General features: G+C 65.8%; 26 protein-coding genes. 10 read left to right on the forward strand and 16 right to left on the reverse strand.

From position 1 onward, the window contains the following. Positions 1-22 precede the first annotated feature (22 nt). The 4 genes from AC6H34_RS09510 to AC6H34_RS09525 are packed head-to-tail and all read left to right on the forward strand — an operon-like array spanning position 23 to position 3,675. Positions 23-904, forward strand: a complete 882-nt coding sequence (locus tag AC6H34_RS09510; RefSeq protein ID WP_448150282.1) for a carbohydrate ABC transporter permease — start codon at positions 23-25, stop codon at positions 902-904. A gap of 2 nt (positions 905-906) precedes the next feature. Then, on the forward strand, positions 907-1,731 hold the full coding sequence (locus AC6H34_RS09515; protein WP_497538643.1) for a carbohydrate ABC transporter permease: 825 nt from the start codon (positions 907-909) through the stop codon (positions 1,729-1,731). Positions 1,732-1,760: 29 nt separating this feature from the next. Further along, positions 1,761-2,864 carry an ABC transporter ATP-binding protein gene (locus tag AC6H34_RS09520; protein ID WP_448150280.1) on the forward strand — a complete coding sequence of 368 codons (1,104 nt, stop codon included), beginning with the start codon at positions 1,761-1,763 and terminating at the stop codon, positions 2,862-2,864. A 37-nt stretch (positions 2,865-2,901) separates the two neighbouring features. Next, a complete protein-coding gene (locus tag AC6H34_RS09525) occupies positions 2,902-3,675 on the forward strand; it encodes an SDR family NAD(P)-dependent oxidoreductase (RefSeq protein WP_497538644.1) in 774 nt (257 codons plus the stop codon). Positions 3,676-3,679: 4 nt separating this feature from the next. Here AC6H34_RS09525 and AC6H34_RS09530 read toward each other — a convergent pair whose 3' ends face one another. Genes AC6H34_RS09530 through AC6H34_RS09540 form a run of 3 tightly spaced genes read right to left on the reverse strand, consistent with a single transcriptional unit; the run spans position 3,680 to position 6,027 of the window. Further along, the gene (locus AC6H34_RS09530; protein WP_497538645.1) at positions 3,680-4,213 is read right to left on the reverse strand and encodes a P-loop nucleotide/nucleoside kinase family protein; all 534 of its coding nucleotides are present in this window, start codon (positions 4,211-4,213) and stop codon (positions 3,680-3,682) included. Further along, the gene (locus tag AC6H34_RS09535; RefSeq protein WP_497538646.1) at positions 4,210-5,097 is read right to left on the reverse strand and encodes an ROK family protein; all 888 of its coding nucleotides are present in this window, start codon (positions 5,095-5,097) and stop codon (positions 4,210-4,212) included. The genes AC6H34_RS09530 and AC6H34_RS09535 overlap by 4 nt, the downstream gene beginning before the upstream one ends. Before the next feature lie 15 nt (positions 5,098-5,112). Continuing rightward, complete coding sequence (locus AC6H34_RS09540) at positions 5,113-6,027, reverse strand: tagatose-bisphosphate aldolase (RefSeq protein WP_497538647.1); 915 nt, start codon at positions 6,025-6,027, stop codon at positions 5,113-5,115. Positions 6,028-6,286: 259 nt separating this feature from the next. Between AC6H34_RS09540 and AC6H34_RS09545 the strand changes: the two genes are divergently transcribed. Next, entirely contained in the window at positions 6,287-7,180 is an 894-nt protein-coding gene (locus tag AC6H34_RS09545; protein WP_448150275.1) for a sugar-binding transcriptional regulator, read from the forward strand. 86 nt (positions 7,181-7,266) lie between these two features. Further along, positions 7,267-8,436: a M20 aminoacylase family protein gene (locus AC6H34_RS09550; RefSeq protein ID WP_448150274.1), complete on the forward strand. Its 1,170-nt coding sequence runs from the start codon at positions 7,267-7,269 to the stop codon at positions 8,434-8,436. A gap of 106 nt (positions 8,437-8,542) precedes the next feature. On the opposite strand, the gene AC6H34_RS09555 is transcribed toward AC6H34_RS09550, so the two are convergent. Genes AC6H34_RS09555 through AC6H34_RS09570 form a run of 4 tightly spaced genes read right to left on the reverse strand, consistent with a single transcriptional unit; the run spans position 8,543 to position 13,695 of the window. Further along, positions 8,543-9,106 (reverse strand): sarcosine oxidase subunit gamma, encoded by a 564-nt coding sequence (locus AC6H34_RS09555; RefSeq protein WP_497538648.1) that lies wholly within the window; start codon positions 9,104-9,106, stop codon positions 8,543-8,545. Continuing rightward, positions 9,099-12,104, reverse strand: a complete 3,006-nt coding sequence (locus AC6H34_RS09560) for a sarcosine oxidase subunit alpha family protein (protein WP_497538649.1) — start codon at positions 12,102-12,104, stop codon at positions 9,099-9,101. The genes AC6H34_RS09555 and AC6H34_RS09560 overlap by 8 nt, the downstream gene beginning before the upstream one ends. Then, complete coding sequence (locus AC6H34_RS09565; RefSeq protein WP_448150265.1) at positions 12,101-12,436, reverse strand: sarcosine oxidase subunit delta; 336 nt, start codon at positions 12,434-12,436, stop codon at positions 12,101-12,103. Before AC6H34_RS09565 ends, AC6H34_RS09560 begins: the two co-directional genes overlap by 4 nt. Positions 12,437-12,444: 8 nt before the next feature. Further along, on the reverse strand, positions 12,445-13,695 hold the full coding sequence (locus AC6H34_RS09570) for a sarcosine oxidase subunit beta family protein (RefSeq protein ID WP_497538650.1): 1,251 nt from the start codon (positions 13,693-13,695) through the stop codon (positions 12,445-12,447). 440 nt (positions 13,696-14,135) lie between these two features. On the opposite strand from AC6H34_RS09570, the gene AC6H34_RS09575 reads away from it, so the two are divergent. After that, entirely contained in the window at positions 14,136-15,134 is a 999-nt protein-coding gene (locus tag AC6H34_RS09575; RefSeq protein ID WP_448150263.1) for a GlxA family transcriptional regulator, read from the forward strand. A 131-nt stretch (positions 15,135-15,265) separates the two neighbouring features. Here the strand turns inward: AC6H34_RS09575 and AC6H34_RS09580 are convergent, their stop codons facing one another. The 4 genes from AC6H34_RS09580 to AC6H34_RS09595 all read right to left on the reverse strand — a co-directional run bounded on the left by AC6H34_RS09580 (position 15,266) and on the right by AC6H34_RS09595 (position 19,070). Further along, positions 15,266-15,925 carry a DUF1345 domain-containing protein gene (locus AC6H34_RS09580; protein WP_497538651.1) on the reverse strand — a complete coding sequence of 220 codons (660 nt, stop codon included), beginning with the start codon at positions 15,923-15,925 and terminating at the stop codon, positions 15,266-15,268. Then, positions 15,922-16,833: a polyprenyl synthetase family protein gene (locus AC6H34_RS09585; protein ID WP_448150261.1), complete on the reverse strand. Its 912-nt coding sequence runs from the start codon at positions 16,831-16,833 to the stop codon at positions 15,922-15,924. The genes AC6H34_RS09580 and AC6H34_RS09585 overlap by 4 nt, the downstream gene beginning before the upstream one ends. Before the next feature lie 131 nt (positions 16,834-16,964). Then, on the reverse strand, positions 16,965-17,690 hold the full coding sequence (phbB, locus tag AC6H34_RS09590; RefSeq protein WP_497538652.1) for an acetoacetyl-CoA reductase: 726 nt from the start codon (positions 17,688-17,690) through the stop codon (positions 16,965-16,967). A 207-nt stretch (positions 17,691-17,897) separates the two neighbouring features. Further along, on the reverse strand, positions 17,898-19,070 hold the full coding sequence (locus AC6H34_RS09595; protein WP_497538653.1) for an acetyl-CoA C-acetyltransferase: 1,173 nt from the start codon (positions 19,068-19,070) through the stop codon (positions 17,898-17,900). 224 nt (positions 19,071-19,294) lie between these two features. Here AC6H34_RS09595 and phaR point away from each other — a divergent pair, with 224 nt between their 5' ends. Continuing rightward, entirely contained in the window at positions 19,295-19,903 is a 609-nt protein-coding gene (phaR, locus tag AC6H34_RS09600) for a polyhydroxyalkanoate synthesis repressor PhaR (protein WP_448150258.1), read from the forward strand. Positions 19,904-19,954: 51 nt separating this feature from the next. On the opposite strand, the gene AC6H34_RS09605 is transcribed toward phaR, so the two are convergent. The 5 genes from AC6H34_RS09605 to AC6H34_RS09625 all read right to left on the reverse strand — a co-directional run bounded on the left by AC6H34_RS09605 (position 19,955) and on the right by AC6H34_RS09625 (position 24,654). Beyond that, entirely contained in the window at positions 19,955-21,625 is a 1,671-nt protein-coding gene (locus AC6H34_RS09605; protein WP_497538654.1) for an EAL domain-containing protein, read from the reverse strand. A 124-nt stretch (positions 21,626-21,749) separates the two neighbouring features. Next, on the reverse strand, positions 21,750-22,349 hold the full coding sequence (locus AC6H34_RS09610; protein ID WP_448150256.1) for a TetR/AcrR family transcriptional regulator: 600 nt from the start codon (positions 22,347-22,349) through the stop codon (positions 21,750-21,752). Then, positions 22,349-23,533, reverse strand: a complete 1,185-nt coding sequence (gene zapE / locus AC6H34_RS09615; RefSeq protein ID WP_497539869.1) for a cell division protein ZapE — start codon at positions 23,531-23,533, stop codon at positions 22,349-22,351. Before zapE ends, AC6H34_RS09610 begins: the two co-directional genes overlap by 1 nt. Beyond that, positions 23,530-24,162 carry a glutathione S-transferase family protein gene (locus AC6H34_RS09620; RefSeq protein WP_497538655.1) on the reverse strand — a complete coding sequence of 211 codons (633 nt, stop codon included), beginning with the start codon at positions 24,160-24,162 and terminating at the stop codon, positions 23,530-23,532. The genes zapE and AC6H34_RS09620 overlap by 4 nt, the downstream gene beginning before the upstream one ends. A 69-nt stretch (positions 24,163-24,231) precedes the next feature. After that, on the reverse strand, positions 24,232-24,654 hold the full coding sequence (locus tag AC6H34_RS09625; RefSeq protein ID WP_448150254.1) for a GNAT family N-acetyltransferase: 423 nt from the start codon (positions 24,652-24,654) through the stop codon (positions 24,232-24,234). Between the two features lie 49 nt (positions 24,655-24,703). On the opposite strand from AC6H34_RS09625, the gene AC6H34_RS09630 reads away from it, so the two are divergent. Both AC6H34_RS09630 and ykgO read left to right on the forward strand, forming a co-directional pair. After that, complete coding sequence (locus AC6H34_RS09630) at positions 24,704-25,117, forward strand: polyketide cyclase (protein ID WP_497538656.1); 414 nt, start codon at positions 24,704-24,706, stop codon at positions 25,115-25,117. 123 nt (positions 25,118-25,240) lie between these two features. Continuing rightward, on the forward strand, positions 25,241-25,366 hold the full coding sequence (gene ykgO, locus AC6H34_RS09635; protein ID WP_068283257.1) for a type B 50S ribosomal protein L36: 126 nt from the start codon (positions 25,241-25,243) through the stop codon (positions 25,364-25,366). The last annotated feature ends 62 nt before the right edge of the window (positions 25,367-25,428 follow it).

Below are 25,428 nucleotides of genomic sequence, written 5' to 3' on the forward strand. Positions count from 1 at the left end.
GAGACGCCTCAGCGAGGGCCCGATGTTCCTCAGGTCGACAAATAGCCGCGCCGTGCGCACCGGGCCCCTTCTCGCCCCCGCTGTCAGCGTGCTGCTGCTCTGGATGATCGTGCCGCTGGTGATGACGCTGTGGTTCTCCTTCCAGCGCTACAACCTGCAGAACCCGCTGATCACCGGCTTTGCCGGCATCAACAACTACAAATTCCTGCTGCTCAACAAGACGCTCTGGGTCTCGATCGTCAACACGATCACGCTGGTAGGCTCCGTCCTTGCGCTGACGATCGTGTTCGGCGTGCTGTTCGCCGTGGTCTACGACGTCGAGTTTCCCGGCCGCAACGTCGCGCGCCTCCTGGTGATCGCGCCTTTCTTCATCATGCCCACGGTGGCGGCGCTGATCTGGAAGAATCTCCTGATGCATCCGGTGAACGGGTTGTTCGCCTGGATCACCCGTTCGCTCGGGCTCGGCGTGGTGGACTGGTTCAGCCAGGTGCCGATGCTCTCGGTCATCCTGATCGTGGCCTGGCAGTGGATCCCCTTCGCCACGCTCATCCTGATCACCGCCATGCAGTCGCTCGACCGCGAACAGATGGAGGCGGCACGCATGGACGGGGCCAAGGGCCCCACCATGTTCTGGTTCATCGTCCTGCCCCATCTCCTGCGGCCCATCTCGGTCGTGGTCATGATCGAGACGATCTTCCTGCTCTCGGTCTTCGCCGAGATCCTGGTCACCACCTCGGGCGGGCCGGGCAACGCCACCACCAACCTCACCTACTTCATCTACCTCAAGGCCCTGCTGCAATGGGACGTCGGCGGGGCCTCCGCCGGCGGCGTCATCGCCATCATTCTCGCCAATATCGTCGCCGCCTTCCTGGTACGCACAGTCGCCCGCAACCTGGAGTCCTGACCATGGCCATGCGCGGATCGAAGAGACGGGTGGTCGTGGCCGGCATCGTCGGCTGGCTCGGGGCACTCGTGATGTTCTTCCCGATCTTCTGGATGCTGCTCGCCGCCTTCAAGACGGAGATCGACGCGGTCGGCCCACCGGAACTGTTCTTCCGCCCGACGCTGGAGAACTTCGTCGAAGTCAACGCGCGGGCCAACTATCTCGCCTATGCGCTGAACAGCGTGCTGGAATCGGTCGGCGCGACGGTGATCTCGCTCATCCTCGCCGTGCCCGCCGCCTATGCCGCCGCCTTCTACCCGACGGGACGGACCAAGGACCTTCTGCTCTGGATGCTGTCGACCAAGATGATGCCGGCCGTCGGCGTGCTCGTGCCGATGTACCTGCTGTTCCGCGATGCCGGCCTGCTCGACACGCGCATCGGCCTGATCATCCTCTTCACCCTGTCGAATCTTCCGATCGTGGTGTGGATGCTCTATTCCTTCTTCAAGGACGTGCCGCATGAGATCCTGGAGGCCGGCCGCATGGATGGCGCGCGCGTCGCCGCGCAGATCCGCCACCTCCTCCTGCCGCTGACCCTGCCGGGCATCGCCTCCACGGCCCTGCTCTCGATCATCCTGTGCTGGAACGAGGCATTCTGGAGCCTTAACCTCACCGCCTCGCAGGCCGGCCCTTTGACCGCCTTCATCGCCTCCTTCTCCAGTCCCGAAGGCCTGTTCTGGGCCAAGCTCTCGGCGGCCTCGACGCTCGCGGTAGCGCCCATCCTCGTCTTCGGCTGGATCACGCAGCGCCAACTCGTCCGCGGCCTCACCTTCGGCGCCGTGAAGTAGCCCCTTCTCTTCCCTCGTGAGGACACGACATGGCAGACCTCAGCCTCAAGGCCATCCGCAAGTCCTTCGGCGCCGTCGACATCATCAAGGGTGTCGATCTCGATATCGCCGACAAGGAGTTCTGCGTCTTCGTCGGCCCGTCCGGCTGCGGCAAGTCCACCTTGCTGCGCCTCATCGCGGGCCTAGAGGAGATCAGCTCGGGCGACCTCCTCATCGAAGGCGAGCGCGTCAACGACGTGCCGCCCGATGAGCGGGGACTCGCCATGGTGTTCCAGACCTACGCGCTCTACCCGCATATGAGCGTGCGCGACAACATGGACTTTGCCCTGCGCCTTGCCGGTGTTCCCAAGGTGGAGCGCGATGCCAAGGTCGGCTCGGTGGCCAAGCTCCTGCAGCTCGACCACCTGCTCGACCGCCGGCCGCGCCAGCTTTCCGGCGGCCAGCGCCAGCGCGTCGCCATCGGCCGCGCCATGGTACGCCAGCCACGGGTCTTCCTGTTCGACGAGCCGCTCTCCAACCTCGATGCGGCGCTCCGCGTGCAGATGCGGATCGAGCTGGCGCGGCTGCACGAGGAGCTCGGCGTCACCATGATCTATGTGACGCATGACCAGGTCGAAGCCATGACGCTGGCCGACAAGATCGTGGTGCTACGCGACGGCGTGATCGAACAGATCGGCACGCCGCTCGACCTCTATCACCATCCGCGTAATCGCTTCGTGGCGGGCTTCATCGGCTCGCCCACCATGAACTTCGTCGAGGTGATCGCCAAGGGTGCCACGGCGGACGGCGTCGGCGTCGAGCTGCCCGGCGGAGCGGCCGTTACCGTCCCGGTCTCCGGTGGGGCTATCGCGCCCGGCGAGAAGCTGACGCTCGGCGTCCGGCCGGAGCACCTCTCGCGCTCGCAAAGCGGCCAGCTCTCCGGCGAGGTGATGGTGGTGGAGCGCCTCGGCGGCCAGACCTTCCTCTATGTGCAGGTGACGCCCGCCCATCTCTTCATCGTGCAGGCCGACGGCGGCGACGGCACGAAGGTGCATGACCGCATCGGGCTCACCATCACGTCCTCGGCGGCGCATCTGTTCCGGCAGGACGGCATCGCCCTGCCGGCCCTGCAACGAAATCCCCTCGCCGCTTGACCGCGCGCCATCCTTCCGAAACCTCAGGACTCTCTCGATGTATCTCGACAAGTATGAACTCGACGGCCGGACCGCCTTCATCACCGGCGGCGGGCGCGGCATCGGCCTGGCTTCCGCCGAGGCCTTGCTGGAGGCCGGCGCCAAGGTCGTCATCTCCGACTACAACGAGGAACTGCTGGCGAGCGCGCGCGAGCACCTGGCCGCGGCCGGCCACACCGTCGACTGTGTGCTGCTAGACGTCACCAAGCCAGGCAAGGTCGCGGAGGCAGCTGCCGAGGCGAACCGGAAGCATGGCGCGGTCGACATCCTGGTCGCCAATGCCGGCATCGCTTGGCCCGATACGCCGGGCGAAGCCATCCCCGACGAGATCTGGAACCGGATCATCGATGTCGACCTCAACGGCGTCTACTGGTGCTGCCGCGAGTTCGCCAAGCCGATGCTGGAGCGCGGCTCGGGCTCGATCGTGACGCTGGGCTCGATGTCCGGCCTGATCTCCAACAAACCGCAGCGCCAGGCCCATTACAATGCGGCCAAGGCGGCGGTGCACCACCTGACGAAGTCGCTCGGCGGCGAATGGGCCGAGCGCGGCGTGCGCGTCAATTCGGTGGCGCCGACCTATGTCGATACGCCGATGTCCAACACCAGCTTCACCGATCCCGCGCGCTTCCCGGTCTGGATGGACATGACGCCGATGAAGCGCGTCGCCCGGCCGGACGAGATTGCGTCCGCCATCCTGTTCCTGGCTTCGGAAGCCTCCAGCGCCATGACCGGGACGACCGTGGTGGTGGATTGCGGCTATACGATCTGGTGACGCTTCAGCCCGCCAGCGCCTGGTCCAGCCAATCCAGCAGCCGCTCGCGATCGAGCGGCCGTGTCGTTTCGACTTCGAAGATCGGGCCACGCCGCACGGGTTCGGCGCGGCGCGCGAGAGCGTCGAGTTCCGGCAGGAAGGCCTCGCCGGGATGCCCCGCATGGCGCAGATGCAACCGCTCGCGATAACGCTCCACCAACACCTCCGGCGACGCATGGCACCAGATCTCGGCCGTGGCTCCGACGCCGGCGCGGGCGAGATGGCCCTCCAGCACCTCGCGCGGCTGGAAGCCGAACCAGGCATCGGCGACGAAGGTCATGCCCTCGGGCGCGTCAAGCACGATCGAGAACATCGCCTGGTAGCTCGCGCGCCCAAGCTTGCGGTTGAATTCGCGATCGCCGACGCCGAGGTGGTCGAAGAACGGCTCCTTGATACTGTCGAGCGCAAGTATGGGCCAGCCGCGCGCGTCGGCAAGCATACGGGCCACACTGCTCTTGCCGCTGGCCGGCACGCCATTGACGAGAACCATCTTCTTCATGACGCCAGCACGCCCTGCTCCGCTCCCGCAAGCGCCGCGCCGATGACGCCGGCATCGTCGCCCAGCGTCGCGGACCTAACCGGGCACTGATACCATGGCGACAGGGCCGGTGCCCATTCCAGCGCGGCACAGGCAGCCTCGCCGAGGCCTCCCCCGAGCAGGAAGAGCTCGGGATCGACGCTCGCCACGATGCTGTCGATTGCCGCGCGAAGGGGTCCCGCCCACGCCTGCACGACGCGGATCGCCCGCAGGTCGCCGCCTCGGGCGAGCGCCAGGATCTCGTCGGCGCTGGTTCCCGCCGGCAGTCCCGCTTCCGCGATATGGCGGCCGAGCGCGGTGCCGGAACTGGTGGTTTCGACGCAGCCCCGGCGTCCGCAGTTGCAGGCAAGTCCGCCTGCCTCGACAGTGACATGGCCGAGCTGTCCGGCGCTGCAGCGGCCCCGCAGCACGGCCCCCTCCGCCATGACGGCGCCTCCTATGCCGGTGCCGATGGTCAGCATCGCCACATGGCGGCAGCCGCGCGCGACCCCGGCGGCCACTTCGGCGACCAGCGCCATGTTGCAGTCATTGTCGATGAAGGCGCGCTTGCCGGTCTCCCGTTCGATCGTCTGGGCAAGCGGCACAGTCGACAGATCGACATAGCCGCCCGACAGCACCTGGTTGCGGCGCGCGTCGACCCGCCCGGGCACGCCGACACCGACCGTCGCGACGCCCGGCCGGTCGAGCGCGCGGATCATGGCGACGAGGCGGGCTACGAGCGCAGGCCCGTCACGCAGCGTCTTCTCGGCGAGACGCTCCAGGATTCGCCCGGATGCATCCACGCAGGCGGCGCGCACATTTGTGCCGCCGATGTCGATACCGATCGCATGGGGTTGCGAGTGCATGACGTGCCTGCCCGCTCAAGCCGCCTGGGCTGGCTTGCCGGCATAGCGTGCGATGACGGCCTGGATCTCGCGAAGGCGCGTCACCGCAATGGTGCCGAGGCGCTGCGCGGTCACCTGGCGATCGAGCGAGATGCAGTCCTTCCACAAGGCACGCCCGGCGATCACGCCCGAGGCGCCGTTGCGCATGGCGGTCTCGACCTGGCCGAGGAAGGTTGCGTGATCGACGCCGGCCGACAGGACCGCCCAGGGCACCGGTCCGGCGAGGCGCGTAACGGCCGCGCAAGCTTCCGACGTGCCGGGGTAGGGCAGCTTCAGCACCTTGGAGCCCAGCTCGAGGCAGATGCGCGTGCCCTCGACCACCAGCTCCGGCACCTTGGCTGCGTAGTCTTCCTTGCTCTCGCCCGGCAATTCATAGGTGAGGAACTCCACGACAAGTAGCAGGTCTTCGCGGGCGAAGTCCTCGATGCAGCGGCGCAGGATCTCGATATTGTGGGCGTTGGCCTCGGGCTTGTCGGCACGCAGATAGACCATGATCTTGCCGCCGGTGCCGCCGAACTCGCGTACCCGGCGGGCATCGATGCCCGGCACCAGGCGCGAAAGACGGTAGCCCTCCGGCGTTTTGTCGAAACCGGAGGCATCGAGGCCGACCAGCAGCGCCACATCGCGAGCGAGCACGCCATCGTCGACGACCTTGGGCACGGCGCAGATCGGATCGAGCAGCACGCAGGAGGCTTCGTTCGCAAGATACTGCACGATGTCGGACTTGGTCTCGCCGAGCATCGCATCACTGATCCCGGCCTGCTCGGCCGGATCGTTCGCAAGCAGGGCGCGCATGCCGCCGCGCTGATCGCAGGCGATCACCATCATTGCCCCGTTGGGTCCGCAGATCTGCTGATAGCCGCGAAGTTCCGACGTCGTCATCCTGGCCATGGGCCCGTTCCTGTCCTTCTGCCCCCGCTCGCAGCGAGGCGGATCGACCATCGAAGACATGCCGGAAGGCATGAAAAACTTGAGGCCGATGATTGATTTGCGTTGAGCAAGAAGCAAATTTGCGGCACCGCTCATGTTCTGACCTACAGACGAAACGCTTCTTGTTTCACCGAAATTAATGTAACATATTTCTGAAAGGAATTGCAAACTGTCCGATAGTGCTTCCACCGACGGGTCAGCTACGCGCCGGACGCTGCACATGGTTGCGCGTCTCCATTACGAGTCCGACCTCTCGCAGATCGAGATCGCACGTCGCCTCGGGCTCTCGACGGCCACCATCTCGCGCCTGCTCCGACGTGCCCGGGAAGAGGGCATCGTGCGCATCGAGATCCGGGATTTCGCCGCGCCCGAGGAAATCACCCGCGAACTGGTCGAGGCGCTCGGCCTGAAGCAGGCGGCGGTGGTGGACACGGTCGAGGTCGGGCTTCTCGGCTCGCTCGCAGAACCCGTGGGCACGCTGCTCAGAGGTGCCGGCCTGAAGGACGGCTCCGTGCTTGCCATCGGTTGGGGACGGGCGGTGCGGGAGGTGATCCGGGCTGGCCTGCCTCGCATTCCCGGGGTGATCACCGTGCCCGCGACGGGGGGCATGCAGCAGGCGGCCCCACACTTCCAGATCAACGAATTCGTGCGGCTGGCGGCTGAGCAGCTCGGGGGAGTGCCGAAATTCATCTTCGCCCCCTATCTGCCCTCGCCGCAATATCGCGATGCCTTCGTGAACGATCCTACCGTGCGCGATCAGATCGCGCTGTGGGACCGTATCGACGTGGCCTTGGTGGGCGTCGGCCTGCCGCATGCGGTGGATCCCATCCATGCGGGTACCGTCACCTCAAGCGAACGGGCGCTCGCCCATGTCGCCGGGGACGTGATCCGCCACTATTTCGACGAGGACGGCACCCTCGTACCGTGGGAGGGCGACGAAAGTCTCATCGCCGTATCGCCGGCACAGCTGCGTGCGGTACCCCTCGTCCTGGGCGTCGCCGTCTCCCCCGAGAAGGCGAAGGCGATCATCGGCGCCGTGCGCGCGAAACTGATCAACGCCGTGGTGACCGACGTCGCCACCGCCCAGGCGATACTGAGCACGCTGCGGGGCTGAGACGCCGTGCGAAGCGGCTTGAAAATCGAAGGCGAAATCGGTCTCATGCCGCAGATCATCTCCATGACGAGCGTCCCCGAAGCCCTATGAACATCCCGTCCAACCTTCTCGACAGCATGTCGGAACTGGTGGCGATCCGTCGCGACCTCCACGCCCACCCCGAACTCGGACTGGAAGAGGTCCGCACCAGCGAATTGGTCGCGCGCGAACTGGAGGGCTATGGCTACAGGGTAACGCGGGGCCTCGCCACGACCGGTGTCGTCGCCACGCTCAGCAACGGCACGGGCGGCAAATCCGTCGGCATTCGCGCGGACATGGATGCCCTGCCGATCCGCGAGGAAACCGGCCTCGACTATGCCAGCAGGACCCCCGGCCTCATGCATGCGTGCGGACATGACGGCCATACCGCCATGCTCCTGGGCGCCGCCCGCGCCATCGCCGAGCGTCGCAACTTCGACGGCACCATCCATCTGATCTTCCAGCCGGCGGAGGAGAATTTCGGTGGCGCGCGCATCATGGTCGAGGAAGGGCTGTTCGAAAAATTTCCCTGCGATGCGGTGTTTGCCCTGCACAACGAGCCGCGCATGCCCTTCGGCCAGTTCCTGCTGCGCGACGGCCCGATCTGCGCCGCGGTGGACGAAGCCCGCATCACCGTCAACGGCTCGGGCGGGCACGGCGCCGAGCCCGAGGCGACGGCCGATCCCATCGTCTGCGGCGCGAGCATCGTCATGGCCCTGCAGACCGTGGTCTCGCGCAACATTCACGCCTGCGATCCCACCGTCGTCACGGTGGGCAGCTTCCATGCCGGGACGGCCAGCAACATCATCCCCGCGAGCGCCGAGCTGGTTCTCGGCATCCGTTCCTTCGACGAAAACACGCGCGACGAATTGGAACGGCGGATCAGGATGGTCGCCACGGGGCAGGCGGAGAGCTACGGCATGAGCGCCACGGTGGCGTATGAACGCTTCTACGATGCCACGGTGAACCATGGCGCCGAAACGGCGTTCGTACGCGACCTTGCCCGGCGCTTCGCCGGCCCCGACAAGGTGGTGGAACTGCAGCGCCCCTTCATGGGCAGCGAGGATTTCGCCTTCATGCTGAAGGAAAGGCCGGGCGCCTATTTCTTCCTCGGCGCGAGCCGCGGCAACGGCGACGACAAGCCGCTGCACCATCCGGCCTACAACTTCAACGACGACCTCCTGCCCATCGGTGCCGCCTTCTGGACGGAACTGGCGGAGGCCTATCTGAGGGGGTGAAAGAGTTCGATGTCTCTGCAGGATCGTAGCGGAGAAGCAATGCGGCCCTTCATGCGCCGGGGCGATGTCTCCTGGAAGAGCCGGCAAGAGGCCGGCGGCCCCAGGCCTACTTCACATATTCCCTGGCCGCCTGCTCGAGCTGGCCGTGCAGGTAGTCGGCGAAGGAGCGCCAGACTTCGATATGGAAGTCGTTCAAGCCCTTGCGCCAGAGCACGATCTCGGTCTTGAAGAACAATGTGCGCGTGGCCGTGCCGACCGGAAAGGCCTTGGGATCGAGATCCAGCATCACGCCGAAATTGAGCACGTCCGCCGCCAGCGAGCCGGAAACCAGGATGCCGACATTGCGATGGCTCGCATCTACGAGGGAATGCGGTTCCGGCACGCCGGACTCGATTGCCGAATAAGCCTCGGCCTCGCCGTTTTCCGGCGCCAGCAGCAGCCATTCATCAGGACCGAGCTTGAAGGCGGTGCGAATACCGTCGGTCGAGGCAGTATTGATCCGTTCCGGCGGGGCCAGCCCGAAGGCCCGGCCGGCGGCTGCGGCGGCACTCTCCGGCCCGCGCAGCACGAGACGTGCGCCCCTGGGCGCCGCCTCGATGGTGAGGCGGCTGCGGGCGGTGATGGGAGCGATGGCGTCCAGCGGATCGCGGCGGGTTGCGATATCAGCCATTGAGCCGCGTTCCTTCCTTGTCGATGAAGATCGGGTTGACCACCTTCACGGCGATCGAACCACCGGGCATCGGCACATATACCGTCTCGCCGTAGCGCGAGCGTCCGCGCTCGAGATTGCACAGCGCGATGGAGCGGCCGAGATTCGAGCTCCAGTAGGACGAAGTGACATGGCCGAGCGCATGTTCGCCGATGGCGGGCGCCGCTACCTCGGTGATCTGCGCCCCCTCCTCCAGCACCACGCCGGGATCGGCGGTCAACAGACCCACGAACTGCTTGCGGTTGGTATCCTGCAGGTCGGGCCGCATCAGGCCGCGCTTGCCGACGAAATCCGCCTTGGCCTTGCCCACGGCCCAGCCGACGCCGGCCTCATCCGGAGTCAGCGTGCCGTCCGTGTCCTGGCCGACGATGATATAGCCCTTCTCGGCACGCAGCACGTGCATCGCCTCGGTACCATACGCACATCCGTCATGCTTCACGACTTCCGCATGGATGGCTTCCCAGACCGCGCGGCCGTAGGCCGAGGGAACGTTGACTTCGAATCCGGTCTCGCCGGTGAAGCTCATGCGGAAAAGGCGGGTGGGAACGCCGCAGATGCGGCCTTCCTTCACCGACATGTGCGGCATGCCGTCCCTGGATATGTCGATACCCTCGACCAGTGGCGCCAGCACGTCGCGAGCGTGCGGGCCCTGCACGGCGATCACCGCCCATTGCTCGGTGGTGGAGGTGAGCCAGACCCTGAGGTCCGTCCATTCGGTCTGGAGGTAGTCCTCCATATGGGCGAGCACGCGCGGGGCACCGCCGGTGGTGGTGGTGACGTGGAAGCGATCCGCGGCCATGCGGCCCACCACGCCGTCATCATAGACGAAGCCGTCGTCCCGGGTCATGATGCCGTAGCGCAGGCGGCCCGGCTCCAGCTTCATGAACGGGTTGACATAGATGCGGTGCATGAATTCGGCCGCGTCCGGGCCGACCACCTCGATCTTGCCCAGCGTGGTGGCGTCGAACATGCCCACCTTCTCGCGCACCGTCTTGCATTCGCGGTTGACCGCCTCATGCATGGTTTCGCCGCCGCGGGGATAGTACCAGGCACGTTTCCAGAGGCCGACATCCTCGAAGACGGCGCCGAGTTCGGCCTCGGCGTCATGCATAGGTGTCCTGCGCACGGGATCGAACAGGTCGCCGCGTGCCGTGCCCGCGAACAGACCGAAAGTCGTCGGCGTGTAGGGCGGACGGAAGGTGGTGAGACCGACCTGCGGCACGGGCTTGTCGATCGCCTTGGCCGCGATGGCGAGCGCGTTGATGTTGGACGTCTTGCCCTGGTCCGTCGCCATGCCGGTGGTGGTATAGCGCTTCACATGCTCGATGGAGCGGAAGCCCTCGCGCGTGGCGAGCTTGATGTCCTTGGCGGTGACGTCGTGCTGGAAGTCGACGAAGGCCTTGACGCGATTTGCATCGCGCTCATGCGGCAGGGCGCCGGTGTAGAAACCCTCCGGCTCGGTGGCGTCGGCGACGTCGAAGCTCTTCGGCGCGCCGTTGGAATGGCCGGCGTCACGGCCTGCCTCATGACCGGCTGCGAAGCCGTCATTGATCACAGCGCCGAACTCGAACACGCCTCGGCAGGCACCGGCGGACCTTTCCTCATCGCGGGCGAGGCCCGGAATGAAGATCTCCTTGGTCTCGTCGTAATGAAGCTTGCCGCGCGACTGCGAGAAAAGATGAACGGTCGGCGTCCAGCCGCCCGACATCAATACGAGATCGCAGCTCACGGTCTCGCGGTCGGTCACGCTGCCGCCATCGGCGGCAACACGGCCGAGGCTGACGGCATTGACGCGCAGGCGTCCCTTGGTGCCGCGCACCGTCGCGCCGGTGACGACGCGGATGCCGGCTTGCTCGGCCTGCTGGACCAGGGCGCCGCCATGCGGGCGGATATCGGCGATGACGGGCACGTCGACGCCGGCAGCCTTGAGGTCGAATGCAGCCTGATAGGCGCTGTCGCAGGCGGTGACGACGACGGCGCGGTTGCCGGGCTTCACGCCGTAGCGATTGACATAGGTGCGGGCGGCGTCAGCCAGCATGATGCCCGGGCGGTCGTTTTCCGGAAACACCAGAGGACGCTCGATGGCGCCTGCGGCGATCACCACCTGCCTTGCGCGCACCTGCCAGAGACGCTCGCGCGGCGTCCGGGCATCCGGCTCGGCGAGATGATCGGTGAGGCGCTCGGCGAGGGCGATGAAATTGTCGGAATACCAGCCGAATGCCGTGGTGCGCGGCATCAGCCGGACGCGGTCGTTCAGGGCCAGCGACATGATGACGTCGGTTGCCCAGTCGCGGGCGGCTCGGCCCTCGATGGTGGCCCGGGTCTCGGAAAGGAGGGATCCGCCGAGTTCCGCCTGCTCGTCGCACAGGATCACCGAGGCACCGGTCTCGGCGGCAGCGATGGTTGCGGCAAGGCCCGCCGGCCCGGAGCCGACGACCAGCACGTCGCAATGGGCGTGACGGTTGAGGTAGCGGTCGGGATCGGCCTCCTTCGGCGCCTCTCCGAAGCCGGCGGCGGCGCGAATCTTCGGCTCATAGACCGTCTTCCAGAAGCTCTGCGGCCACATGAAGGTCTTGTAGTAGAAGCCGGAGGCGAAGAGGGGCGAAAGCTTGTCGTTGATCTCGCCGGCGTCCAGCTTGAGCGAGGGCCAGCGATTCTGGCTGACGGCCGCGAGCCCCTCGTAGAGCTCAACCTGCGTGGCGCGCAGGTTCGGCGTCGTGCGCCCGGCGTCGCGGACGACGGTCACCATCGCGTTGGCTTCCTCCGAGCCGGCCGACATGAAGCCGCGCGGACGATGATACTTGAAGGAGCGCCCGATCAGGTGCACCCCGTTCGCTATCAGGGCCGAGGCGAGGGTATCGCCGCGAACGCCCTGGTAGGCCACGCCGTCGAAGGTGAAGTTGATCGGCTTGGCGCGGTCGATACGCCCGCCCGTCTGGGTGCGGAAGGACGCGCTCACGGGCGTGCCTCCTTGTTCACGGGAGCGGCGGCCGCAAGCTTATCCGCCAGGGCCTTGAGGTCCGGCTTGAGTTCGCCCTGCTTGTAGGTCATCACGAATTTGTCCGTCACGGTGTGGCGCACGGCATTGAAGAAGCGGGCGCAGCCATGGATATGGCGCCAGCGCTCGGCAATCAGGCCCTTGGGATTGGCCCGGGTGTAGAGGAACCCTTCCCACTGTTCGTCGGTGATGGCTTCCGAGAAGGTCGGGCGGGCGATATGAGCCTCGCCCATGTTGCGGAATTCGAGCTCGGGACGGTCCTGCTCGCAGTAAGGGCAGCGGATGAGAAGCATGGCGGGCCTCAGTGCGCGACGGCGGCGGCGGCCGCTTCGTCGATCAGGCGACCGGTGCGGAAACGGTCGAGGGAGAATGGAGCAGCGATCGGGTGGGGCTCGCCCTTCGCCACCGTATGGGCGAAGACATGGCCGGAGCCCGGCGTTGCCTTGAAACCGCCTGTGCCCCAGCCGCAATTGACGAACAGGCCGGGCACCGGGGTCTTTGAAAGAATCGGCGAACGATCGGGCGTGACATCGACGATGCCGCCCCAGTTGCGCATCATGCGGGTGCGGCGCACCACCGGGAAGAGCTCGCAGATCGCGTCCAGCGTATGGGCGGCAATGTGGAGGCCACCGGTCTGCGAGTAGGAGACATACTGGTCGGTGCCGGCGCCGATGACGAGGTCGCCCTTGTCGGATTGCGACATGTAGGCGTGAACGGTATTCGACATCACCACGCAGGGCATGATCGGTTTCAGCGGCTCTGAGACGAGAGCCTGCAGCGGATAGCTCTCGAGCGGCATGCGCACGCCCGCCATGCCCATCACCACCGAAGTGTGGCCGGCGGCGACGACGCCGATCTTCTTGGTCCCGATGGCGCCCTTCGTCGTCTGGATGCCGCTGACGGCGCCGGAGGCGTCGCGATCGATGCCGGTGACCTCGCAGTTCTGGATGATGTCGACGCCGAGCGCGTCGGCGGCGCGCGCATAGCCCCACGCCACGGCGTCATGCCGTGCGACGCCGCCGCGCCGCTGCAGCGCGGCGCCCATGATCGGATAGCGGATGTCCTTGGAGATATTGAGGATGGGGCAGAATTCCTTCGCCTGCTCCGGCGTCAGCCATTCATTGTCGATGCCGGCGAGACGGTTGGCATGGACATGGCGCATCGTGACCTGCACGTCATGCACGTTGTGCGCCAGCATCATGACGCCGCGCGCCGAGTACATCACGTTGTAGTTCAGGACCTGGGAGAGGTTCTGCCAGAGCTTGAGCGCATGGTCGTAGAGCTTGCCGCTCTCTTCCCACAGATAGTTGGAGCGGATGATCGTGGTGTTGCGGCCGGTGTTGCCGCCGCCGAGCCAACCCCGCTCGATCACGGCGATGTTGCGCATGCCATGCTCGGCGGCCATGTAGTAGGCCGTCGCGAGACCATGGCCGCCGGCACCGATGATGATGGCATCGTAGCTTGCCTTGGGCTCGGGCGAGCGCCATTGCTCGGGCCAGTTCTGATGACCGCTCAGCGCATTGCGCGCCAGGGAAAAGACAGAAAACCGCACGTCTTGCCGCCAGTTCGAGGAATCGTGAGGGGGCGACTATCATCATCCCCCCATCGCTGCGTCTAGCACGGAAGCGACGCGCCTTTTGTCGCATCGGAAGAAATTGTTCCGGCGTGTTCCCGGGAGGCGTCGCGTAAGCGGCGCATTCAGAACAATATTTGACCGAGAGGTCGCAACCTCGCGCCTTACATTTGTCTGTTTGCGACATTAAATGCGACATACCGTCGAGTCCAAATCAGAACTCTTCCAAAAATGTCGCAAGATCGTCCCAGGCTGTCGTTTCCAACAAGCCGACCGAAAGCAACAGCAGTTGCACCCAGGACGCATCAGACGTCCGACACCAGATCCGAGGGCGATCGCGCCGCAGGGTGCGCTTTCCCGCTTTCTTTTGTTTCGCATGGCCGGCCGCCCGCCGGGCGTGATCCAATGGAGAAAAGCGTATGAATATCCGGCCGGATATCGGCGCCACGCACACCGTCGGCTTCCTGCTCACTCCGAACTTCTCGATGATCGCCTTTGCGGCCGCGGTCGAGGTCCTCCGGCTGACCAACTACGTCACCGGTGCCAAGGCCTTCGCCTGGCGGCTCTACTCGCCCGACGGGCAGCCGATCGAGGCGTCGAACGGTGTGGGTCTTGCCGTCGACGGCGCCTATGGCGATGTCGGCCCCATGCCCGAGATCATCGTATGCTCCGGGCTCGATGTGCAGAAGTACGATCACAGCGCCCTGATCGCCAAGCTTCGCAAGCTCGCCTTCTACGGCGTCTCGATCGGCGCAGTGTGCACCGGGACCTATATCCTCGCCAAGGCCGGCCTGCTCGACGATCATCGCTGCGCCATTCACTGGGAGAATTTCGACTCGTTCCGGGAAGAATTCCCCGAGATCGACGCTACCCAGGAACTCTTCGAGATCGATCGCAACCGGTTCACCTGCGCCGGCGGCACCGCTTCCATCGACATGATGCTTGCCTTGATCACGGCCAAGAAAGGTGCGGTGATCGCTGCCCTCGTCACGGATGAGCTCATCCACCACCGCATGCGCGACTCGCACGAGCGCCAGCGCATGGAACTGCGGGCGCGCCTTGGAGTCTCCCATCCCAAGCTGCTCGCCGTGATCGGGGAAATGGACAAGCGCCTGGAGCGCCCGGTCTCCTGCGCCCAGCTCGCCCGCACCGTCCGCCTCTCGCCGCGCCAGCTCGAGCGGCTGTTCCAGCGCTATCTTGATACCACGCCGACGCGCTATTACCTCGAAATGCGCCTGAACCGCGCACGCCAGCTCCTGCGCCAGACCTCCATGCCCATCCTTTCGGTGGGCCTGGCCTGCGGCTTCGTATCCGCCTCGCATTTCTCCAAGTGCTACAGCGAGCATTTCGATCGCACGCCTTCGGAAGAGCGTAAGGGCATGCGCGTGGAACGCAATGTTGCCACTGCGATTGCGTAGTTCCGCCGCGCGGTGCCGTCTTGCCCGCCGCCTGAGACGATAGGGTTGAAGGAAAAGGCTCCTGCCATCGGTATGACAGGGGCCTTTTTTGTGCCTCCGCCGCGGGAGTCCGGGAAGCGTACACGCCGGCCTCAGTTGCCGCCGAGCATCCCCGCGGCGATGTTGATGGCAAGCGCCAGTACGGTCGCATTGAAGAAGAACGAGAAGATCGCATGGGCGGCCACCAGTCGGCGCATCGGGCGGGAGCGCAGATTGGTGTCCGAGGTTGCGGAGGACGCGCCGATCGCCACTGAAAAATACACGAAGTCCCAATAGTCCGGTGGCTCCGTATCCCCTCCGAAGTCGAGGCACGGCTTCGCCGGGTGGCCGCCGTCATTATAGTAGACGTGGGCGTAGTGGATCGCGAAAATCGTGTGAATGAAGAACCACGAGCAGACGATTGTCGCCACCATCAGCGGCAAGGCGAGCACGCTCTGGTCGGGGTGATTGTGTATGGCCTGCAGTTCGAAGACGACGCCGGCGAAGCTCGCGGCGGCCGCCAGCATGCTCAGCGCGAGAATGACGACCGCGCCTTCGTCGAGGGAATCGACCTTCGAGCCGAAGCCGTGCACCGCGAGCCTCCCGAGGCTGTAGCTCACCGCCACGACATAGAACGTGGCCGCCAGGCACCAGCCTGCCAGCATTCGTTCGAGCAGGGGCACGCCCGGCCAGATGAAGGCGAGCGCGAAGCCGGCGACGAAGGACCAGGCCAGCACGGGCCGCGTGGTGATCGACCGGATGACCCGGCTCATGAACGCCGTTCCGCCGTGAAGCGTGCGGCGGCCCGCAGCACATCCGCGTCCTCGCCGAAGAGGCCGAGCGCGTGAAGCGCCTCATCCACGAGGCGGGTGAGTTCCGTCCGCGCCTTGTCGGCGCCCCACAGGCTCACGAGCGTGCCCTTGCCCCGGCCGGCGTCCTTGCCCGTCGCCTTGCCGAGCTCGGCGCTGGACGCTTCGACGTCGAGAAGATCGTCCGCGATCTGGAATGCCGCCCCGACGGCCCGACCATAGGTCAGAAGCGCTTGATATTGCTGAGCATTCGCGCGGCCAATGGCTGCGCCCATTTCGACCGCGCACGATAGGATCGCGCCCGTCTTCATAGCCTGGAGCTGGCGTATGGCATGCGCATCGAGCTCCCCACCTTCGCCGAAACGGCCTTCGGCTTCGAGATCGAGCATCTGGCCGCCCGCCATGCCGGCCCCTCCGGCAGCCTTGGCCAGCAGCAACACGAGCTCGGCCCGCAGGGTCGGATCGTCGCCGGTGGCGGGATCCGCCAGCGTTTCGAAGGCCATGGCCTGCAGCGTGTCGCCGGCCAGGATGGCTGTGGCCTCGTCAAAGGCGAGGTGAAGCGTGGGCTTGCCACGGCGCAGTTCGTCATCGTCCATCGACGGCAGGTCGTCGTGGGCGAGACTGTAGACATGGATGAGTTCGATTGCCGCGCCGGCCCGCAGGGCCGCACCGGAATCACCGCTCAACAGGCGCGCCGTCTCCACCACCAGAAAGGGCCGCAACCGCTTGCCGCCGCCCAGCACCGCATAGCGCATCGCATTGAGCAGGCGGGCGGGGACAGGCGGGTCGGTGGCGACATCGAAGATCGCCACCAGGACATCCTCGATCTCGCTGGCAACCGCAGCGAGACGGTGATGGAAATCGGTGTTCATGAAACGCTCATTGCAAAGGTCCGCCCTCGGGAAGCTTAGCGCGGATGGACCCCGGGGGCGAAGCAATTCCGGTTCGGAGGCAGCCCGGTCCCCGTCCCCCTTGCGCCAGGGAGGGAACCGGCGTTCCGCCGTCACACCATGTACTGGCCGCCGTTGATCGTGAGGGTCGAGCCCGTGATATAGCCGGAGTCGTCCGAAGCCAGGAACACCACCGCGCGGGCGACCTCGTCCGTCTGGCCCAGGCGGCCGGTCGGGATCAGCGGCAGGATGCGGGTTTCCAGCACCTTCGGATCGATCGCCTGCACCATCTCCGTGCCGATATAGCCGGGCGCGATGACATTGGCGGTGATGCCCTTGGCCGCACCTTCCAGCGCGAGCGCCTTGACGAAGCCGATATCGCCCGCCTTGGCGGCGGAGTAGTTGGTCTGCCCGATCTGCCCCTTCTGGCCGTTGATCGAGGAGATCACGATCACGCGCCCGAAGCCGCGGTTGCGCATGCCCTCGATCAGCGGGCGGGTCATGTTGAACAGGCTGTCGAGATTGGTGCGGATGACCGCGGACCACTGCTCCCGGGTCATCTTGTGCAGGAAACCGTCACGCGTGATGCCGGCATTGTTCACGAGGATGTCCACCGGCCCGAGGTCCTTCTCGACCTCGGCCACCCCGGCGGCGCAGGCGTCGAAATCGCCGACGTCCCATTTGTAGGTCGCAATCCCCGTTTCGGCCTTGAATTTCGCGGCAGCCTCGTCGTTGCCCGCATAGCTGGCCGCCACCTTGTAGCCTGCCGCCTTCAATGCCCTGGAAATGGCGGCGCCGATTCCGCGCGTGCCACCCGTGACGATCGCAACTCTGGTCATGGTTCCTCCTTGGTGACGATTGGTAGTGTTCTTTGGGTGGGGAAGAGGTTCACCCTCCCCTGGAGGGGAGAGCCGTGGCGAAGCTTCGGGATGAAGCGAGAGGCACCAGCTCTCGCGGCCTTCGTGCCGTGACGGGGTGACTTTGCGAGGATGTCACCCACCCCGGCGCCGGCGATCGTCCTTACAGGCGAAGCAAGGGCGGCGGGCTCAGCGCTCCACCGTCAACGCGATGCCCATGCCGCCGCCGATGCACAGCGTGGCGATGCCCTTCTTGCCGCCGCGGCGGGCGAGCTCATGCAGCAGGGTTACCAGGACACGGGCGCCGGACGCGCCGATCGGATGGCCGAGGGCGATGGCTCCGCCATTGACGTTCACGATGGCGGGATCCCAGCCCATGTCCTTGTTCACGGCGAGGGCCTGGGCGGCGAAGGCCTCGTTGGCCTCGACGAGATCGAGATCGCCGACCTTCCAGCCAGCCTTTTCGAGGGCCTTGCGCGAGGCCGGGATCGGGCCCGTGCCCATGATGGCGGGGTCGACGCCGGCGGTGGCCCAGGATGCGATGCGGGCGAGCGGCGTAAGGCCGCGCTTCTCGGCGTCCTTGGCGCTCATCAGCACCACGGCGGCAGCGCCGTCATTGATGCCGGAAGCATTGCCGGCGGTCACCGTGCCGTCCTTGTTGAAGGCGGGCCGGAGCTTGGCCATTGCATCGAGAGTGGCGCCGTGGCGGGGATATTCGTCGGTGTCGACGATGATGTCCCCCTTGCGGCTCGGCACGGTCACCGGCGCGATCTCGTCCTTGAAGCGTCCGGCCTTCTGGGCGGCCTCGGCCTTGTTCTGGGAGGCGACGGCAAAGGCATCCTGCTCCTCGCGGGTGAGCTGCCACTTGGAGGCGACATTCTCGGCGGTGATGCCCATGTGATAGCCGTGGAAGGCATCCATCAAGCCGTCCTTCAGCATCGAATCCAGGAACTTCATGTCGCCCATCTTGGTGCCGGCGCGCAGATGCGCGACATGCGGCGCAAGGGACATGGATTCCTGGCCGCCGGCCACGATGATCGAGGCATCGCCGTTGACGATCTGCTGCAGGCCCAGGCCGACGGCCCGCAGGCCGGAGCCGCAGAGCTGGTTGAGGCCGAACGCCGTCTTTTCCTGCGGCACGCCGGCTTCCATGGCGGCCTGGCGGGCGGGATTCTGGCCCTCGCCCGCGCTCAGCACCTGGCCGAGGATGACCTCGTCGACTTCCGCGCCCTCCACCTTGGCGCGGGCAATGGCCTCCTTGATGGCCACGGCACCCAGCGTATGGGCCGACGTGGCGGCAAAGGCGCCGTTGAAGGAGCCGACCGGCGTGCGCGCGGCACTGACAATGACGACATCACTCATGGCTATCTCGCTCCTTTGCAGCTCTTTGTCCGGCGGCCCCGGGCGGGCCTACTCCCCATGCGGCATATGGGCTGGTTCAAGCGGCGCCGTCAATGCGGCACGTGAGTTTACCGCGCTTGCACAAAGATGTTTTCGCATTCGCGAAAACAGCCTAGACTCGCGTTTTCGGTAGAGGCTTGTCAGTCTCTCCTTATGACAAGGGCGACCGCGAAGGGCATGCTGGCATGGCGAAAGCGAAAGAGCCGACCACGATCAAGAAATACGCCAACCGGCGCCTCTACAATACCGGCACGTCGACCTATGTGACACTCGAAGACCTCGGCGCCATGGTGAAGGCAGGTGAGGATTTCGTCGTTCATGACGCAAAGACGAGCGAGGACATCACCCGGCAGGTGCTCACGCAGATCATCTTCGAGCAGGAGAACAAGGGCCAGAATCTCCTGCCCATCACCTTCCTGCGGCAGCTCATCCGCTTCTATGGCGACAGCATGCAGGCCCTGGTTCCCAGCTTCCTGGAATTCTCCATCGACAATCTCACCCGGGACCAGCAGAAGCTGCGCGAGCAGATGACGCAGCATCTCACCTCCGGCTGGGGACAGGCGCCCTGGGTCAACGGCGGCTTCAGCGCGCTCGAGGAACAGGCGCGCAACAACATGGCTGCCTTCCAGCGCGCCTTCCGCCTCTTCTCCCCCTTCACCCAGCCCGGCACGGACGAGGTGGCCGAGCCCCCGGCCGCGGCGCCGCGCGCCAATGACGACCTCGACAATCTCAAGAAGGAGCTCGCGGAAATGCGGTCCCGCCTGGATCGCATGAGCGACGACAAGAAGTCCTGAACCTAAGGGACTCGCATAGGGAACAACGCAGTCGAGCGGAAGGGACAGGCCTTACGTTCCCGTCATCGCCATTGCCTGCTGACGCCCGGCGCCTCGCGGCCTCGGCAGTTCCAACCGCAGCGGGCCTGCGAGCGTGCCCAGCATCCTGTCGCAGCCCCATTCCGTGAGTTGCTGCGCGACAGTCTCGTCATCGACCCATTCGGCGCCGACCCCGACGTCATGGCTGACAGCCGCCTCGATCAGGCAACGCAGGGCGTAGCGCCCCTGGGCAACCTGGCCGGCCGTCTCCACCAGCGTGCCGTTCAGGGTAACGTGACCGACGCCGAGGCTCGCCAGATCGGCGAAGGAAAGATGGCCGACGCCGAAGCCGGTAACGGCAAGCCGCGCGCCGGAGGCGAGGATGGCACGGCAATAGCGGCCAGTGTTGTGCAGATCGGCCTTCGCGAGCGTCTCGTCGAGTTCGATGGTCAGCCGGTCATAGGCATTGCCCGTGCGCCGCGGCGGTTCGACCACAACCGGGATGGGCAGCATCACTTCCACGCCGGGATGGCGGGAGAGCGCCGCGCCGGCGAGATCGACCAGGCGCAGGGCAAAGCGGCGGGCCAGCGCGCGATCGCAATCGGGCGTCAGATGCGCCGGCTGCCAGGGCGGAGCGCTGCCGGCACCGCGGATGAAGGCTCGCGCGCGAAAGAGGGCAGGCCCGGCATGGCGGGCGCGCAGCACGGGCTCGAAAGCCAGGAAGACGCGCTCCTCGTTCAAGGCCGCGGCAAGTCTCTGTGCGGCTCCGGCGGCGGCAATCCGGGCATCGTCCTCGGCGAAAACGGCAAAGCCGCCGGGTGTTTCGCGTTCGCAGCGATCCAGCGCACACTGCGCCGCATGGAGCGCGGTGCCGGCATCCACCGAGGTGGGCCCGATATGAACGCCGCCGACCGAGACGATGGGAGCGATCTCGCCCTTCTCCGTCTCGACCCGCACCCTCACGACGGCCCGCAGCAGCCTTTCGGCAGCAGCTCCGAGATCCTCCGCCTCACAGCCCGACAGCACGAGCGCGAACTTTCCGTCCGCGACGCTGGCGAGGCTGTCGCCGATGCGTAAGACGGCGCGCAGGCCGCGCATCACCTGTGCGCTGACCACGTCGGCGACCACCGGGCCGAACTCAGCGTGGATGCGGCCGAGCCGGTCGATCGAGACGAGAAAGAGGCCCGCCTGCCGGCCGTTCTCGCAGGCTTTCGTAAGGGAAAAGGCCAAGCCTCGGTCGAGGACGCCACCCGCCGGCGAACGCAGGGAGCCGGCTTCCTCCTCGGCGCATTCCGCCACGACCCGCATGAGCCCGCGTGCAAAGGCGGGACGCCCGTCCGGGCCGGCGAACCAGCGGCCGCGATCCTCGATCCAGCGTTTCTTTCCACCGTCCTGCGCGCGGCATGCGTAGCGCAGGCAATAGGGGACGCCCTCCACCAGGCCGCCCAAGGCTCCCTGCATCATCGCCTCGTGCCGCCCCCCGGGCGTTTCGAAATCGATCAGGCCGGCAAAGGCCTTGCCGCTGGCGATGGCATCTTCATCATCGACACCGAGCACACGGGCGGCACCGGCGCTCCAGGTGAGACGATCGGTCTCCAGACACCACTCGTAGCTGGCCTGGTTGAGGGCAATCAGGAGGGCCCTTGGATCGAGCTTGGCTTTTTCAACTCGGGTGCCGGAACCCGGCACGGCACTATCAAACATCTCACGCGTCCTGCGCCCGATCGAGCGAGCAATATCGGGAAGCAAGAACAATGCCGGAAAAGGATTAACGCACAGTGTTGAGAAGCACGAAATACGTACAGGCCGTGCGGCCGACAGCAACGATCTAGACGCTTCCAGCCACCATGGCGCGGATCACCACGCGCAGCAGACGCGCGAGACGCTGGTCGAGTTCGTGGCGGCTGGCGTTACGGTCCGCGAAGATCGCGACGGGATCGATGAAGCGATGCAAGGCATCGGCAAGGAAGGCGATCAGCCTCTCGTTCGAGCGGGCGCGGAACAGTTCGATCGAGCGCCCCTCCTCGATCACCCTCTCGATCAGGGTACGGACACGGCGGCGATGCTTGCGTACGACGGCGCGGTTCTCGGCGATGGCCGACAGCCAGGCCGCATAGAGATTGGGCTCCTGATCGAGCCGCTCGCGATACAGCCTTGCAAGCAGGAGCATCATGCGCTCGAGCTTGTCGTCGGCGGGGTCGGGTGCATCCGCGACGACGGCGAGCTGCGTCTCCACGGCCTTGTGCCAATCGGCGGTGACGGCGTCGATCAGCGCGTCCTTGGAGGCGAAATAGCGGTAGACGGCGGCGTGGCTCACCTGTGCATCGCGCGCGACAGCCACCACGGAAGTCCGTTCCAGGCCATGCTTGCGCACATGGTCGGTGGCGATGTCGAGCAGGCGCGTGCCGGTGGGTTCCGCCTTCGCCATCACGTATCCACCAAGGGCGGCTTCTGCGCCGGCGCCGCCAGATGAGGCTGGGCGAGATAGGCTTCCGAACGCATCTCGATCAGGCGCGATTCGGTGCGCTGGAATTCGAAGGCCTCCCGGCCCTCCTGGTAGGGATAGAGCCCGGCGGGCTCCGCTGCCGCGGATACGACCAGCTTGACGCCGCGATCGTAGAGGCAATCGATCAGGAGGATGAATCGCTTGGCCTCGTTGCGCTGCGCCTCGGCGATGACGGGCACATCGTCCAGCACCACGGTATGAAATCGCTCCGCCAAGGCCAGGTAGTCCGCCGCGCCCCGGGGTTGATTGCAAAGTTCGTCGAAGGAAAAGCGGGCAACGCCCATCGCCGCCTCCGGAACCACCAGTTCGCGACCCTTCACGGTGAGCACGACCCGTTCGCCCCGGCGATGGCCCGTGAGCCGCTCGAAGGCGGCATCCAGCTTCGCCCGCACCTCCGGCCCCGAGCCCAGGAGGTAGGTCTCTCCGCCGGCGAGTTTCTCCAGCCGGTAATCCGTGCGCGATTCCAGCTTCACCACGTCCATGTGCCGCTGCAGCAGATCGACGAAGGGGAGGAAAAGAGCGCGGTTGAGACCGCCCTCGTAGAGCCTGTCCGGCACCACATTGGAGGTGGCGACCACCGTGACCCCGCGTTCGAACAGATGGGTGAAGAGACGGCCGAGGATCATCGCATCGGCGATGTCGGTGACCGAGAATTCGTCGAAGCAGAGCAGGCTCGCTTCCTCGGCCAGCACGCCGGCGACCGGACCGATCGGATCGTCGCCCTTGATCCGCCCGGCCCGGACCTCGTTCCGATAGCGAAAGATACGCTCATGGACATCGTTCATGAAGGCGTTGAAGTGCACCCGCCGATGGAGGATACGGGCCGGCACTGCCTGGCTGAACAGGTCCATCAACATGGTCTTGCCGCGTCCGACCTCACCCCAGATATAGAGCCCCTTCGGCCGGGCCGGCGGCTTGCCCCGGCCGAAGAGGCGCCCGAACATGCCGGATTTGGGAGCTTCCGACGCCTCGCCCAGCCGCCCGAGAAGATCCTGCAGGCGGGCCAGCACGGTCTCCTGGGCCGGGTCGCGTTCGAGGCCCCCCGAAGCGACCAGGGCGCGATAGCGTTCAAGCAGGGACGCCGGTGCAGGAGCGTGCAAGGTCAGCCCCTGACCTTGGGTGCATGGGGCACCAATTCATAGGGGGACTTCCAGCCGGGCATGGCGGCGATGCGGGCGCGCCAGGCCAGGATGTTGGGGTAATCGGCGAGATCCATGCCGGTGGCCTCGTCGAAGAAGATGTAGCCCGCAAGCGAGAGGTCGGCGATGGTGAGGCGGTTGCCGATCAGGAAGTCGCTGTTACCGAGATGCTCGTCGACGATGGCGAAGGCCGCCCTGGCCCGTCCGCGCAGGAATTCCGTCACCGGATTCTCTCCACTCTTCTGGAGGCCGACGAGAAAGCGCAGCGTGGCGTAATAGGAGGTGAACTTGTGATTGTCGAACAACGTCCAGCGCAGGATCTCACGCCGCTCATCCTCGTTTTCCGCCCCGAAACGCCCCGTCTGCTCCGCCAGATAGTCGAGGATGACGCCGGATTGGCTGAGGACCTTGTCGCCATGCAGCAGGACCGGGGCCTCGCCCATCTCGTTGATCGCCCGGAACTCCTCCCCGCGCGTCTCGCCGTTGAAGTAGTCGACCGGCAGGCGCTCCCACGGCGTGCCGGTGAGGGCCAGCATCATGGCCACCTTGTAGCAATTGCCGGATTCGCCGAAGGCGTAGAGCTTGTAGTCCGCCATGCTGGTCTCCCTGTCAGTGCGGCACTCATAGCCAATGCCGGCGCGGCAGCATAGAGCCGACGGCCGAAGTCAAAGCTTGCGGGACAATCGCATCAGGTGGCTCTGAAAGCTCCAGCCCGCCTTTTCCCAGAACGCACCCGCCGCCTCGTTGGTGACGGCGACATCGAGATGAACCCAGCCGAGCTGGTGACGGCTCAATCCGTCGAGGCAGCGCCCGATCATCGCTTTGGCGACACCGTGGCCACGCAAGGGGGGTGCGACAGCCAGATGCTGCAGGAATCCGCGACGGCCATCGTGGCTTGCCAGCAGGGAGCCTGCGATGCCGCGCTCCAGCAGCGCCACCACGCTGAGGCCGGGATTGCGTTCGAGGAGGCGGGCAATACCCTCGCGGCTGTCGGTGAGTGGCTGTAGAATGACGCCGGGCGTTTGCGACCACAACGCCACCACGGCGTCGTAGTCGGCCGGTTCCATCTCGCGAATCTCGACATTCATGATTCTGCCTACGACGATTCCATGGGCGAAAGAAGGGGAGGCGAGGACAATGCTGGAAGCCGTCACACTCGGGATCGGCATCGGACAGCCCTGGCGCGCCCTCTACGACACGATCTGGCAACCCGAGTTCTTCCCCCGGTGGGCCTCCGGCCTCAGCCGATCCACGCTTCGGAACGAGGGCGATCGCTGGCGGGCGCAGGGGCCGGAGGGCGTGGTGTGGATTCGCTTCACGCCGTACAACGAATTCGGCGTGATGGACCATCATGTCGATGTCGGCAGCGGGCCGGAAATCCATGTCCCGCTACGGATTATCGGAAACGAGGGCGGTGCCGAGGTTATTCTGACCCTGTTCCGCCAGCCCGGCATGTCTGACGAGAAATTCCGGGCCGACAAGCAATGGGTGAGGCGCGATCTCGAGGGGTTGCACGATCTGATGTCCCCGAATGGGTCGGGCACGGCCTGAACACGACACTTGCGGCCCGGAACACCGTTGACATCCCGGCGCCTCGTCGCTAGAACCCCGCATCTTTCGAATTTGGGAGCTCCTGCGGTTCGTTCGCGTGCTCCAACCTGAGGCACGAGAACCATGAAGATCCGCAACTCGCTCAAGTCGCTGCGTACGCGCCATCGCGACAACCAGCTGGTCCGCCGCAAGGGCCGCGTCTATATCATCAACAAGACCCAGAAGCGCTACAAGGCCCGCCAGGGCTGAGCCTTCTCCGGCTTGCCGCAATCAGAAGCCCGGTCATGGCAACGTGACCGGGTTTTTTGGTT

The sequence above is a fragment of the Labrys sp. ALF-8 genome (assembly GCF_059699065.1).